This is a genomic window from Pseudoduganella rivuli (assembly GCF_009674485.1).
In the GTDB taxonomy this organism is placed as follows: Bacteria; Pseudomonadota; Gammaproteobacteria; order Burkholderiales; family Burkholderiaceae_D; genus Rugamonas; species Rugamonas rivuli_B.
The window spans coordinates 24,046-37,831 of sequence record NZ_WKJJ01000020.1 but is presented as its reverse complement, the minus strand read 5'-3'; the positions used below and the strand labels follow the sequence as shown (position 1 = coordinate 37,831).

Sequence of the window (13,786 nt, the reverse complement as noted above, 5' to 3'; positions counted from 1 at the left end):
CATGAACACTGCCATCGCCACCGCATCTTCCACCGTGCCGCCACAAGCGGACAGCCTGCAGCAGGCCCTGTCCACGCTGGAACACCGCTTCCCGCAGCGCACGGCCCACACGGCGGCAGGCGCGGTTTCGTACCGCGAGTTCACCGGCGGCCATGCCGAAGACGGCCCGGTGTTCGTGCTGTTGCACGGCATCGGTTCCGGCGCGGCATCGTGGCTGCACTGCGCCGTGGCGCTGGCGGAACAGGCGCCCGGCGCCCGCATCATTGCATGGAACGCGCCCGGCTATGGCGCCTCGGCCACGCTGGCGCAAGCCCGTCCCGGCGCCGCGTCGTACGCGGCCCGCCTGCGCGAACTGTTGCTGGCGCTTGGCATCTTTCGCTGCACGCTGGTGGGCCATTCGCTGGGCGCCATGATGGCGGCCGCCTACGCGCAAGCGTATGCCGGCACGCTGGATCGGCTGGTGCTGGTCAGCCCCGCGCGCGGCTATGGCTGCGCGGCACGCCTGGCGCAAGGCGCGCAGGTGGCCCACGAGCGGCTGTCCACGCTGGGCGAACTGGGTATCCCCGGCATGGCCACGCAACGCTCCGGCCGGCTGCTGTCGCATCACGCCAGTGCGGCGCAGCGCGACTGGGTGCGCTGGAACATGGCGCAACTGCACGCCGCGGGCTATACGCAGGCCGTGCACCTGCTGTGCGGCGACGCGATCGAGAACTATGCACCGGCAAGCCTGGCGGGTGTGGTGTGGTGCGGCGCGGATGACGCCATCACCACCCCGGAAGACAGCCGCACGGTGGCCACGCAATTCGGCTTGCCGTTCCGCCTCGTCGCGAACGCCGGCCATGCCTGTTATGTCGAACAACCGGAAGCGGTGGCGCACGCCATCCTGAACCGAACCACGAAGGAAAACCATGAACAACAAGCCTGAACAAGACGATGACGGCGCCGACAAATACACGGTGCCAGGCCTGGAACGCGGCTTGCGCCTGCTGTGCGAATTCAGCCGCCATGAACGCAGCCTGTCCGCGCCGGAACTGGCCAAGCGCCTGGACGTGCCACGCTCCACGGTATTCCGCCTGCTGGCCACGCTGGAACGCATGGGCTTTGTCGAACGTAACGAAGGCGGCCGCGATTACAAGCTGGGCATGGCGGTGCTGCGCCTGGGCTTCGAATACCTGGCGTCACTGGAATTGACGGAAATCGGCCGCCCGCTGCTGGAACGCCTGCGCGAAGATATCCAGTACTCGACCTGCCTGGTGGTGCGCGATACCCGCTCCATCGTCTACGTGGCGAAGTCCACGATGCCGGCGCCATTCATCAGTTCCGTCAACGTCGGCACCCGCCTGCCGGCCCACGCCACGGTGCTGGGCCGCGTGCTGCTGCAAGACATGACGTTGCCGCAACTGCGGGAACTGTATCCGGAAGAGCACTTGAAGGTGTATTCGGAAAACACGCCGAAAACCGTGCTGGACTTGTTCAACATGGTGCAGGCCGACCGCGAACGCGGCTACGTGCAGGAAGAAGGCTTCTTCGAGCGCGGCATCTGCACCGTGGCGGCGCCGGTGCGCGACCACAGCGGCAAGGTCGTGGCGGCACTCGGCGTGACCATTCCGGAGCCGCACATCGCGGCCAACGAACTGGATTACATGGTGGCGCAAGTGTGCATGTCGGCCGCCGAACTTTCCCGCCTGCTGGACCATGCGCCGGCCGATGACGGCAAAGTCGTCAACATGTTCAGAAACTGATCATGTCCAGCGCCATGACTAACGCTATGACCAACTTATCCGGCAAGGTCGCCGTGGTGACGGGCGGCTCGTCCGGCATCGGCTACGCGACCGTGGAATTGCTGCTGCAGGCCGGCGCCGCCGTGGCCCTGTGCGGCCGAGATACGCAGCGGCTCGACAGCGCCGCCGCCACGCTGCGCGCCGCGTACCCCCAGGCGCGCCTGCTGGCGCAGCCCTGCGACGTGCTCGACGCCGAACAGGTGGCCGGCTTTGCCGACCGCGTCCAAGCCGAACTGGGCGCCGCCTCCATCCTCGTCAACAATGCAGGCCAGGGCCGCGTGTCGACGTTTGCCGACACCACCGACGAAGAGTGGACGGAAGAATTGCAATTGAAATTCTTTTCCATCATCCGCCCCACCCGCGCATTCCTGCCGCAACTGCAGTCGCAAGCCGGGACGGGCGCCAATGCGGCCATCGTTTGCGTGAATTCGCTGCTGGCACTGCAACCGGAACCGCACATGGTGGCGACGTCCGCCGCCCGCGCCGGCGTGGCCAATCTGGTGCGTTCGCTGGCCACGGAATTCGCCGCGAGCGGCGTGCGCGTCAACGGCATCCTGATCGGCCTGGTGGAATCGGGCCAATGGCGCCGCCGCTTCGATGCGCGTCCCGCCGACGAACAAGACCTCGACTGGACGCAATGGAGCCAGCGCCTGGCGCGGAAAAAGCACATTCCGCTGGGCCGCCTCGGCCTGCCGGAAGAAGCCGCGCGCGCCATCCTGTTCCTTGCTTCCCCACTTTCTTCCTATACCACTGGCAGTCACATCGACATCTCTGGAGGGCTTTCGCGCCATGTCTAACTCGAACAAAATCACCGTCGGCTGCGCCATTGCAGCCTTCCTCGAACAATGCGGCGTGAAGGCTGCCTTCGGCGTCATCTCGATCCACAACATGCCGATCCTGGACGCCTTCGGCGAACGCGGGCAGATCCGCTTCGTGCCGGCGCGCGGCGAAGCGGGCGGCGCCAACATGGCCGATGCCTATGCCCGCACCACGGGCGGCCTGGGCGTCTGCCTGACCAGCACCGGCACGGCGGCGGGCAATGCATCCGGCGCCATGGTCGAAGCGCTGACGGCCGGCACGCCGCTGCTGCACCTGACGGGCCAGATCGAAACCCCGTACCTGGACCAGAGCCTGTCGTACATCCACGAAGCGCCCGACCAGCTGACGATGCTGAAAGCCGTGTCGAAAGCCGCGTTCCGCATCCGCAGCACGGACACCGCGCTGTCGACCGTGAAGCAGGCCGTGCAAATCGCCCTGACGCCGCCGATGGGTCCCGTCAGCGTGGAAATCCCGATCGATATCCAGGCCGCGTTGATCGACATGCCGGCCGACCTGAAACCGCTGCCGATCCAGCGTAATGAACCGTCCGTGCACGCGCTGGACGAACTGGCGGCGCAGCTGAAGAAAGCCAAACGCCCGATGCTGTGGCTGGGCGGCGGTTCGCGCGGCGCGGCAAAGCAGGTGGCGCGCCTGGTCAAGCTGGGCTTCGGCGTGGTCACCACCACGCAGGGCCGCGGCGTGGTGCCGGAAGACGCCCCCTATTCGCTGGGCGCGTTCAACCTGCACAAGCCGGTGGAATCGTTCTACCAGGATTGCGACGCGATGGTGGTGGTGGGTTCCCGCCTGCGTGGCAATGAAACCTTGAAGTACGAATTGAAATTGCCGCGCCCCCTGTACCGCGTCGATGCCGATCCCGCCGCCGAGGGCCGCTGCTACAAGAGCGATTACTTCGTGTGCGGCGATGCGGAACTGACCCTGGCCGGACTGGCTGACCGCCTCGAGGGACAAATGCAGGTGGATCCCGGTTTCATCGGCGACTTGCAGGCCGCGCGCGACACCGCCGTGGCGGGCCTGGTCGATGGCCTGGGCCCATACAGCGCACTGGTGGAACAGTTGCAGCAAGCCGCCGGCCGCCACTTCAACTGGGTGCGCGACGTGACGGTCTCGAACAGCACGTGGGGCAACCGCTACCTGCGCATCTTCGATCCGCTGGCCGGCGTGCATGCGCTGGGCGGCGGTATCGGCCAGGGCCTGGCCATGGGGATTGGCGCCGCCGTCGGCGCCGCCGTGACGGGCTCCGGCAAGAAGACGTACACGCTGGCCGGCGATGGCGGCTTCATCCTGAACCTGGGTGAACTGGCCACGGCGGTGCAGGAAAAGGCGGACATGGTCATCGTGCTGATGAACGACAAGGGGTATGGCGTCATCAAGAATATCCAGGACGTGCAGTACGGCGGCCGCCGCCACTATGTCGACCTGCACACGCCGGATTACGCGGAACTGTCGCACGCGCTGCAATTGCGCCATGCGCGCATCTCGCGCCTGGAAGACGTGGCGGGCGCGCTGAAACAGGCGAATGCCGAACCGGGCCCGTTCCTGCTGGAGATCGACATGCTGTCGATCGGCAGCTTCAAGACCGCGTTTGCCGGTCCGCCCGTGAAAGCCGCGGAACCGGCCAAGGCCGCCGCGTCATCCCAGGCGCCAGTCGCCGCATAAGGAGCCGCCATGCTGCATGTATCGATGATTGGTTGCGGCGCCATCGGCGTCGGCGTGATGGAGCTGCTGAAAAGCGATCCGGAAGTCGTGTTCGACCTCGTGATCGTGCCGGCCGCCGCGCTGGACACCGCCGGCGCCACCGTGCGCGAACTGGCGCCGCACGCCAGGGTCGGTGTGGGCCTGAACGGTTCGCGGCCCGACTTGCTGATCGAATGCGCGGGCCACCGCGCGATTGAAGAACACATCATCCCTGCGCTGGAATCGGGTATTCCGTGCATGGTGGTGTCGGTGGGCGCGCTGTCCGAACCGGGCCTGGCGGAAAAGCTGGAACTGGCGGCGCAGCGCGGCAAGACCCAGGTGCAACTGCTGTCCGGCGCGATCGGCGCCATCGATGCGCTGGCCGCGGCCCGCATCGGCGGCCTGGATTCCGTCGTGTACACGGGCCGCAAGCCGCCCGGTGCATGGAAGGATACGCCCGCTGAAAAGCTGGTCGACCTGGATCACCTGGAACAGGCGGCCGTGATTTTCGAAGGCAGCGCCCGCGAAGCGGCGCGCCTGTATCCGAAAAACGCCAATGTGGCGGCCACCCTGTCGCTGGCGGGCCTGGGCCTGGACCGCACGCAGGTGCGCCTGCTGGCCGATCCCGCCGTGACGGAAAACGTACACCACGTGGAAGCGGCCGGCGCATTCGGCGGGCTGGAACTGACGATGCGCGGCAAGCCGCTGGCGGCCAATCCGAAAACTTCCGCGCTGACCGTGTACAGCGTGGTGCGCGCCCTGAACAACCGCGCGCACGCGCTGTCGATCTGAGGACGAATTGAGAAAAATTATGGACTTATCTGTCACTCAACCCATCTGCATCGCGGGGGAATGGCGCCTCGGCGGCGGCGACCGCTATGCGACCCTGTACCCGGCCACCGGCGAAGCCGTCACGCATCTGCATGCCGCCAGCCTGGCGGACGTGCAGGAAGCCATCGAAGGCGCGGACCGCGCATTCCGCACCAGTGGCTGGGGGCAACGCAAGCCGCATGAACGCGCCGCCGTGCTGCACAAGGTGGCGCAACTGATCCGCGACGAGGCGGAAGACCTGGCGCAGTTGCAGCGCCTGGACAATGGCAAGCCGATCACGGAATGCCGCGCGCTGGTGGCCAGCGCCGCCGCCACGTTCCAGTTCTTTGCCGCCGCCTGCGAAACGCTGGAAGAAACCATCACGCCGGCACGCGGCGACCAGCTGACCATGAGCGTGTATGAAGCCATGGGCGTGGTGGCCGCGATCACGCCATGGAATTCGCCGATTGCCAGCGAAGCGCAAAAGATGGCGCCCGCACTGGCGGCAGGCAATGCCGTGGTGGTGAAACCGGCGGAAATCACGCCGCTGCTGGCGCTGGAACTGGCGCGCATCTGCTACGCGGCCGGCGTGCCCCATGGCTTGATCAGCGTGTTGCCCGGCAAGGGTTCCGTGCTGGGCGACGCCATCACCGTGCACCCGCTGGTCAAGCGCGTATCGTTCACGGGCGGCACCGTCACGGGCAAGCACATCGCCCATATTGCCGCCGACAAGATGATGCCGGTATCGATGGAACTGGGCGGCAAATCCCCCACCATCGTGTTTGACGATGCGGATATCGACCACGCGGTGGCAGGCGTGTTGTACGGCATCTTCAGTTCGTCGGGCGAATCCTGCATCGCCGGTTCCCGCCTGTTCGTGGCGCGCGGCATCTACGACGCCTTCATGGAAAAGCTGGCCGCCGGCGCCGCCGCGCTGCGCGTGGGCGACCCGGCCGACGAACGCACGCAAATGGGTCCGCTGATCACGGCGCGCCACCGCGACAGCATCGAATCCTACGTGGCGCTTGGCTTGCGCGAAGGCGGCACCTTGCGCACCGGCGGCATGCGTCCGCAAGACCCGGCGCTGGCCAAGGGGAATTACTACCTGCCGACCATCATTGAAAACGTCGACAACACCATGCGGATTTGCCAGGAAGAGATTTTCGGCCCCGTGCTGGTGGCGATGGCGTTCGACGACGAGGACGACTTGATCCGCCAGGCCAACGACAGCGTGTATGCGCTGGCGGCGGGCATCTGGACCCGGGACTACAAGAAGGCATGGCGCTTTGCGCGCGCGGTGCAGGCCGGCACCGTGTGGATCAACACGTACAAGCAGTTTTCAATCGCCACGCCGTTCGGCGGCTGGCGCGACAGTGGCCTGGGCCGCGAAAAGGGCCGCCTCGGCATCCTGCAATACATGGAACAGAAAAGCGTCTACTGGGGCATGAACGACATGCCGCTGCAATGGGCGCAGGGGAAATGACATGGACGTTTTAGGAATCGATGAAATCACTTACGGCGCGGACGACCTGGCCGCATGCAAGGCCTTCTTCTCGGACTGGGGCTTGCAGCTGGTGGAAGAAAACGAAGGCTTGCTGTCGTTTGAATCCATGAACGGTTGCCGCATCGTCGTGCGCCGTTCGGACGACCCGGCGCTGCCGCCCGCGATTGAAGAAGGCCCTACCCTGCGCGAAGTCGTGTGGGGCGTGGCGTCCGAGGCGGCGCTCGACCATATCGGCAACCGTGCACGCGCGCTGCCCGGCTTCGTGACGGGCGGCGGCCGTGTCGGCTGCACGGACCCGAACGGCCTGGCCGTGCGCTTCCAGGTGACGAAAAAGCGCGACGTGCAAGTCGAGTGCGCGCAAATGAATACGTGGAACGAGCGCCCCCGCCTGAACCAGCGCAGTCCCGCCTATGAGCGCGCCGCGCCGATCGAAGTGGGCCACGTGGTGTTTTTCGTCACGGACGTGGCGGCATGCGAAGCCTTCTACTGCGAAAACTTTGGCTTCGTACCGTCGGACCGCTATCCGGCGCGGGGCGCGTTCCTGCGCTGCGCTCCGAAAGGCGGCCACCACGACTTGTTCCTGCTGCAAACACCGAACCCGAAAGCGGGCTTGAACCACGTTGCATTTTCGGTGCGTGACATCCACGAAGTGTTTGGCGGCGGCATGCACATGTCGCGCCAGGGCTGGGACACGCAACTGGGACCGGGCCGCCATCCGATTTCGTCCGCGTATTTCTGGTACTTCAAGAATCCCGCCGGCGGCCTGATCGAATACTACGCGGATGAAGACCAGCTCGATGAAGCATGGGAAGCCCGCGAATTCGAGCCGGGTCCCACCGTGTTTGCGGAATGGGCGATCGACGGCGGCATCGACGGCAATACCCGCCGCCAAAAGAATGCGGATGCGCCCGGCGGCAAATTCCTCACCGATAAAAAATCTTAAAAGGAGACCATCATGCAACAACGTTACCTGACTGTGCACCAGGCGCGCCTGCGCGAACCGACCGCCTTCGAAGACTTGCTGGGCGACGCCATCGAGCGCGCCTTTGCCTCCGGCATCGACACGCTGCCGGCGCTGGTCGCTTACCTGAACCGCACCGGCCCGAACTTCCCCGGCCAGGGCGAATGGACTGAACAAAATTACCAGGCCACCATTGCGCGCCTGGCTGCCGAATGCTGAGAGGAGATGCCATGAAAACCGTAGCCAACGATCCAGTCGACGCCGTCCTCGCAGCAGGCCTGAAAGACTTGTGGTACCCGATCTGCCCGATCGGTTTTGTCGGTGAAAAACCCGTGTCGCTGCGCCGCCTGGGCCGCAAGTTCGTGCTGTGGCGCGAACCGAACGGCAAGCTGCATGCGCTGGAAGACCATTGCCCGCACCGGGGCGCACCGCTGTCGAAAGGCATTGCGCTGGGCGACCGCATCGCCTGCGGCTACCACGGCGTACAGGTGCGCTTTGACGGCGTGGTGACCAGCGTGCCGGGCAGCCCTGGCTGCAAACTGGAAGGCGCGAAAGCCACGCGCCGCTTCCACGTGCAGGAAGCGGCCGGCGCCATCTTCCTCTACAACGCCAGCAAGGACGTGGACGAGCCGCCACCACTGCAATTGCCGGAAGAATTGACGGGCGGCGAATACTCGAACTTCCTGTGCTACGCGGAATGGAATGGCGACTACCGCTACGTGCTGGACAACGTGCTGGACCCGATGCACGGCACCTTCCTGCACAAGCAGTCGCACTCGATGGCGGAAGGCGAATCGACCGCCGCGTTCCGCGTGCGCGACACGGACACTGGCTTCGTGTTCGAGAAGGAAGGCCAGCGCGGCGTGAACTTCGACTGGACCGAGTATGCGGAAACCGGTATTCAGTGGATGCGCCTGGAAATCCCGTATCCGAAGACCGGCGGCCCTGGCGGCAACTTCATCATCATCGGCGGCTATGCGCCGATCGAGGAAAACGCCACCGCCGTGTTCTTCTGGCGCGTGCGCAAGGTGGAGGGTTGGCAGCGCGACACGTGGCGCTTCCTGTACAAGAACCGCCTGGAAGCGCGCCACTGGCACGTGCTGGAACAGGACCGCGAAATCCTGGAAGCGATGGAGCCGGACGCCAACCAGCGTGAAATGCTGTACCAGCACGACATGGGTATCGTGCGCCTGCGCCGCCACCTGCGCAGCCTCGCCAAGGCGCAAATCGCCGCCGCGGAACAGTAATCAAGATCGGGAGCAGCCGCCATGAGCAACAGCCAACAAATCACCGTGCGCGTACAGGCCATGCACTTCGAAGCGCAAGGCATCGTCAGCGTCGAACTGGTATCGCCGCAAGGCGATGAATTGCCGGCCTTTTCGGCCGGTTCCCACATCGACCTGCACTTGCCGAACGGCGTGGTGCGCAGCTATTCGCTGTGGAATTCGCCGATGGAGCGCAACCGCTACGTGATTGGCGTTTTGAATGACCGCAACAGCCGTGGCGGCTCGCGTTACGTGCACGAACAGTTGCGCGTGGGTTCGACCATCCAGGTCGGCCGCCCGCGCAACAACTTCCCGCTGGAGGAAGCGGCGGAGCACACGGTGCTGATTGCCGGCGGCATCGGCGTCACACCGATCCTGTGCATGTTCAACGAGTTGCGCCGCCTCGGCAAATCCGTGGAGTTGCTGTACTGCGCGCGCAGCCGCACGGAAGCCGCCTTTGTCGGGCAACTGGCGCAGGATGGCCGCGTGCTGATGCACTTCGACCAGGAAGCCGGCAGCCCGCCCGACCTGCGCGGCTACCTGGCGTCGAAATCTCCCGCGGCGCATTTCTATTGCTGCGGACCGACGCCGATGCTCAACGCCTTTGAACAGCTGGGAGAGGAACTGGGCCTGCCCAACATCCATATCGAACGCTTTGCCGCCGCGGAACCGCCTGTCATCAAACAGGACAGCGCGTATGAATGCAGCCTGGCGAAGTCGCAAAAAATGGTGCTGGTGCCAGCCGGGAAATCGCTGCTCGACGCGCTGCTGGAAGCCGGTGTCGACGTGGACCACAGTTGCCGCGAAGGCGTGTGCGGTTCGTGTGAAACCGCCGTGCTCGATGGCACGCCGGACCACCGCGACGGCGTGCTGACGAAGGCGGAACGCGAGTCGGGCAAGACCATGATGGTGTGCGTCTCCGGATGCAAGGGTCAGCGCCTCGTGCTCGACCTGTAACGCCCCCGCGGCCCGGCACGGGCCAACAATTCAAATGATGCGACAGACGTTTTATTCATAAGACGCGGCTTCGGCCGCCCATAACAAAGGGAGTACACATGAAAAAGCACCAATTTGCCATCGCCGCCATGACCATTGCCTGCGGTGCCGCCCATGCGCAGAGCAACGTCACCGTCTACGGCAGCCTCGATGCCGGCGTCGCCTACGTCAACGACGTGGCCGGAAAATCCGTGCAGCGCGTCGACCAGGGCACGATGCAGCCGGACCGCTTCGGTTTCCGTGGCGTGGAAGACCTGGGCGGCGGCCTGAAAGCCAACTTCCAGCTGGAAGGCGGCTTCGCCACCGACACGGGCGCGTCGACCAACGCCAGCAAGATTTTCAACCGCTATACGACGGTGGGCCTGTCCGGCGACTTTGGCGCCGTCACCCTGGGCAACATGCCGGACATCGTATTCGACTACGCGGGCAAATTGAGCAACGGCTTCCAGCTGACGAACTTTTACCTGTTCCACCCGGGGAACCTGGACACGCTGGCCAACACCTACCAGTTCAACAACACGGTGCGCTACACGTCGCCGGCCATGTCCGGCCTGACCGTCAGCGCGATGGTGGGTTTCGGTGAAGTGGCGGGCAGCGCCAGCAAGGGCCGCAACACCAGTGCGGGCGCGAATTACGTCAACGGCCCGTTGCGCCTGGCGCTGGCGTACAGCAAGCAGAACGACCGCGCGGCCGGTTATGCCGGCACGTTCCTCGGGTCGCTGGGCCTGGGCAACGCGGGCACCGTGTTCAACTCTCTCACCACGTGGGCGGCGGGCGGCGGCTACACGGCCGGCGCATGGCGCCTGAATGCGCTGTACACGCAAAGCACGGTGGATTTACCCACGTCGTCGTTCAAACAAAAGAACATCGACCTGGGCGCCGCATGGCGCTATGCGGACGTGCGCACCCTGAACTTCGGCTATACCCGCTCCAAGCTGGGCGCCGCGAAATACGACCAGTTCAGCGTCAGCCACGTGTATGCGCTGTCGAAGCGTTCCGAATTCTACGTGCAGGCGGCGTACCAGAACGCGGGCGGCGCGGCGAAATTCGCGATCCAGAACAATACGGGCGTGGCCGCCGGCGACAGCCAGCTGGTGACGACCATCGGCATCCACCACCTGTTCTGAGCGCGGGGCCGGCATCATGTTGGGCAACCTGAAAATCGGCGTACGCCTGGGCGCCAGCTTCGGTATCGTGATCGCACTGCTGGGCGGCATCGTACTGGTGGCGGAGCGCAGCCTGGCTTCGCTGAACCAGGCCACCACGCACATCGTCGACGACCGTTATCCGCAAGTGGTGCGGGCCACGGAATTACTGGTGACCGTCAACGAAAACGCGATCGCCATGCGCAACATCCTGCTGGCCGATAATCCGGCCATCGTGCAGGCGGAAACCGCCGCCATCAAGGCGGGCGAACAGCGCATCACGGTGGCGCTGGCGGCGCTGGAAAAGCGCCTGTCCAGCGATGCCGGGCGCAAGGCGCACCAGGAGATCATGGCGCTGCGCGCGAAGTACCTGGCGGGCCAGCAAAAGTTCATGGACATGGCGTCCACGGGCGGCACGCTGGACGCCACCGCCCTGCTGATGGAATCGCTGCGCAATGATCAGCAGGCCTATACGAAGCGCATCCAGGGATTCCTCGATGGTGGCGGCAAGCTGATGGAAAAAAGCGGGCGGGATGCGGCGGCGCTGTATGGCGAGAAACGCATGCACATCATGATGCTGGCATTGGCGGCCTGCGTTGCCGCCGTGGCCTGCGGCGTGCTGGTGACACGCTCCATCACCGGGCCGCTGCGGGACGCGGTGCGGGTGGCGCGCGCCGTCGCCAGCGGCGATTTATGCAGGGAGACTTCTTCCGGTACGCAGCGGCGGGATGAAACCGGCCAGTTGCTGCAGGCGCTGCACGACATGAATGGCAGCCTGCGTAACATCGTCGCCGAAGTACGCAGTGGCGCCGATGCGATTGCCGGCGCGGCGGCGGAAATCGCGCAGGGCAATATGGATTTATCGCAGCGCACCGAGCGGCAGGCGGGATCGCTGGAAGAAACCGCGTCAGCCATGGAACAGTTGTCGGCCACCGTCGCCAACAATGCGGACCAGGCGCGCGGTGCGCGCGAACGGGCGCGGCACGCCAGCACCATCGCGGGCGGCAGCAACCAGGTGGTGGAACAGGTGGCGCACACGATGGAAGCCATCAGCGACTCGTCGCGCCGCATTGCCGATATCACGGGCGTCATCGACAGCATTGCGTTCCAGACCAATATCCTGGCGCTCAATGCCGCCGTGGAAGCGGCGCGCGCGGGCGAACAGGGACGGGGCTTTGCCGTGGTGGCGTCCGAAGTGCGCACCCTGGCACAGCGTTCCGCCGCAGCCGCCCGGGACATCAAGTCGCTGATCGATACGTCGGCGGCCAGCGTGGCATCGGGCAGCAAGCTGGCGCAGCAGGCCGGTGCGAGCATGCACGACGTGGTACACAGCGTGTCGGACGTGGCGGACTGCGTGCGCGACATTGCCGCCGCTAGCGCCGAGCAAAGCAGCGGCTTGTCGCAGGTGAATGCAGCGGTGGCCATGATGGACCAGGCCACGCAGCAAAATGCGGCGCTGGTGGAACAGGCTGCAGCAGCGGCGCAAACCTTGCAGGAAAGCGCGGCGGGGCTGGTGCAATTGGTTAGCGTGTTCAGGCTTGAGCCGCAACCGGGTTATCATGCAGCGGCAGCATTGTCGGCAACTGTGGCACCGGCGGAAAAGCGGTTGCCCCGCCTGGCCGCGTGATCAATAACGGGAGGGCGCGGATGGAAGAAATACGCATCGCCACGTGGTCGGAATTCATGGCGCTGACGGATACGCTCGATGCGTGGGCGTTCCGCGGCCAGCAGGATGCGCGCTGGCCGCTGCTGACGTCCCTGTCGCGCTACCTGAACGCATACATCCCGAACCAGTCCCTGTGGCGCGCCCGCGAAGAGCGCGCCATCCGCATTTTCCGGCGCAAGGCGCACAACTACCTGGGCGACATGCCGGGGCTCGACAACATGCTGCGCTGCCTGGCGCTGATGCAGCACCACGGCGCGCCTACCCGGCTGCTGGACTTCACCAAGTCGCCTTATGTGGCGGCGTTCTTTGCGTTGGAATCGGCGACATGCGATGCCGCCGTATATGCGCTGAACACGCCACGACTGTGGAGCGCGGCCCCTGACGGCCAGCCTGAGATGGGGCGCGAACATATCGACCCGCGCACACCGGGAAATTTCGAACAGCTATACCTGCCCAATGCCAACGCCATCATCTGGACCGGAGAACCGGCGGAAATGGACAAGCGACTGGTGGCGCAATCCGGCACACTGGTGGTGCCGGGTATGCTGGACAAGGCGCTGGATGAAATCCTGGCCTTCTATGGCGACAGCGGCGTATTGCTGAAAAAAATCGTACTGCCGCAGCGCATGCGCGGAGAAGCAATGCGGGCGCTATACCGGATGAACATTACCAGCGCGACCTTGTTCCCTGACCTGGACGGGTTAGCCCGCTCGATCGGGCTGGAACTGGAAATGGCTTGGCCAGCCGGGGACGGGGCCTGAAGCCCTGCCATGCCACCCGCAGCGCCGCCTAGCGCGCTAACGCGCGACATTGAAGCCAGTTCGCGCTAAAATGCACCAATAGTATGAGTTTTTCATACTATCAATGCATTGAAGGGAATTGACCATGGGTACGGTACGTAAGACCATCACGTTGACGGATCAACAAGACACCTGGATCAAAGCACAGATTGAAGCGGGCCACTATACCAACGACAGCGAATACATTCGTGATCTGATCCGGCGTGAGCAGGAACGCAACGCAGAGATCGAAACGATCCGCGCCGCCTTAGCCGAAGGGGAGGCCAGCGGCGAGCCTCGCCCATTCGACGTCAATACATTCAAGCAGCGCATGCGGTCCTCTCGTGGCTGAATATCGTCTTACC

The 13,786-nt window shown here is 64.9% G+C and carries 14 protein-coding genes; all 14 read left to right on the top strand.

Going from position 1 to position 13,786, the window contains the following annotated elements:
- Position 1 precedes the first annotated feature (1 nt).
- The 14 genes from GJ700_RS27050 to GJ700_RS26985 all read left to right on the top strand — a co-directional run bounded on the left by GJ700_RS27050 (position 2) and on the right by GJ700_RS26985 (position 13,773).
- Positions 2-925 carry an alpha/beta fold hydrolase gene (locus GJ700_RS27050; RefSeq protein ID WP_154379877.1) on the top strand — a complete coding sequence of 308 codons (924 nt, stop codon included), beginning with the start codon at positions 2-4 and terminating at the stop codon, positions 923-925.
- Positions 909-1,742, top strand: a complete 834-nt coding sequence (locus GJ700_RS27045; protein ID WP_154379875.1) for an IclR family transcriptional regulator — start codon at positions 909-911, stop codon at positions 1,740-1,742. The genes GJ700_RS27050 and GJ700_RS27045 overlap by 17 nt, the downstream gene beginning before the upstream one ends.
- Positions 1,743-1,768: 26 nt before the next feature.
- A complete protein-coding gene (locus GJ700_RS27040) occupies positions 1,769-2,578 on the top strand; it encodes an SDR family oxidoreductase (protein ID WP_503826568.1) in 810 nt (269 codons plus the stop codon).
- Positions 2,571-4,277, top strand: coding sequence for a thiamine pyrophosphate-binding protein (locus tag GJ700_RS27035; protein WP_154379871.1), 1,707 nt, complete (start codon positions 2,571-2,573; stop codon positions 4,275-4,277). The genes GJ700_RS27040 and GJ700_RS27035 overlap by 8 nt, the downstream gene beginning before the upstream one ends.
- Before the next feature lie 9 nt (positions 4,278-4,286).
- Positions 4,287-5,087: an aspartate dehydrogenase gene (locus GJ700_RS27030; protein WP_154379869.1), complete on the top strand. Its 801-nt coding sequence runs from the start codon at positions 4,287-4,289 to the stop codon at positions 5,085-5,087.
- 19 nt (positions 5,088-5,106) lie between these two features.
- Positions 5,107-6,588 (top strand): aldehyde dehydrogenase, encoded by a 1,482-nt coding sequence (locus GJ700_RS27025; protein WP_154379867.1) that lies wholly within the window; start codon positions 5,107-5,109, stop codon positions 6,586-6,588.
- Between the two features lies 1 nt (position 6,589).
- On the top strand, positions 6,590-7,552 hold the full coding sequence (locus tag GJ700_RS27020) for a VOC family protein (protein ID WP_154379865.1): 963 nt from the start codon (positions 6,590-6,592) through the stop codon (positions 7,550-7,552).
- A gap of 12 nt (positions 7,553-7,564) precedes the next feature.
- Positions 7,565-7,789: a recombinase-like helix-turn-helix domain-containing protein gene (locus tag GJ700_RS27015; protein ID WP_154379863.1), complete on the top strand. Its 225-nt coding sequence runs from the start codon at positions 7,565-7,567 to the stop codon at positions 7,787-7,789.
- Between the two features lie 11 nt (positions 7,790-7,800).
- Positions 7,801-8,817 (top strand): Rieske 2Fe-2S domain-containing protein, encoded by a 1,017-nt coding sequence (locus GJ700_RS27010; protein ID WP_154379861.1) that lies wholly within the window; start codon positions 7,801-7,803, stop codon positions 8,815-8,817.
- 21 nt (positions 8,818-8,838) lie between these two features.
- Complete coding sequence (locus tag GJ700_RS27005; protein ID WP_154379859.1) at positions 8,839-9,792, top strand: PDR/VanB family oxidoreductase; 954 nt, start codon at positions 8,839-8,841, stop codon at positions 9,790-9,792.
- Positions 9,793-9,890: 98 nt separating this feature from the next.
- Entirely contained in the window at positions 9,891-10,958 is a 1,068-nt protein-coding gene (locus GJ700_RS27000) for a porin (RefSeq protein ID WP_154379857.1), read from the top strand.
- Between the two features lie 16 nt (positions 10,959-10,974).
- On the top strand, positions 10,975-12,603 hold the full coding sequence (locus GJ700_RS26995) for a methyl-accepting chemotaxis protein (RefSeq protein ID WP_154379855.1): 1,629 nt from the start codon (positions 10,975-10,977) through the stop codon (positions 12,601-12,603).
- Between the two features lie 20 nt (positions 12,604-12,623).
- On the top strand, positions 12,624-13,403 hold the full coding sequence (locus tag GJ700_RS26990; protein WP_154379853.1) for an FRG domain-containing protein: 780 nt from the start codon (positions 12,624-12,626) through the stop codon (positions 13,401-13,403).
- 124 nt (positions 13,404-13,527) lie between these two features.
- Entirely contained in the window at positions 13,528-13,773 is a 246-nt protein-coding gene (locus tag GJ700_RS26985) for a type II toxin-antitoxin system ParD family antitoxin (RefSeq protein ID WP_154379851.1), read from the top strand.
- Positions 13,774-13,786 lie beyond the last annotated feature (13 nt).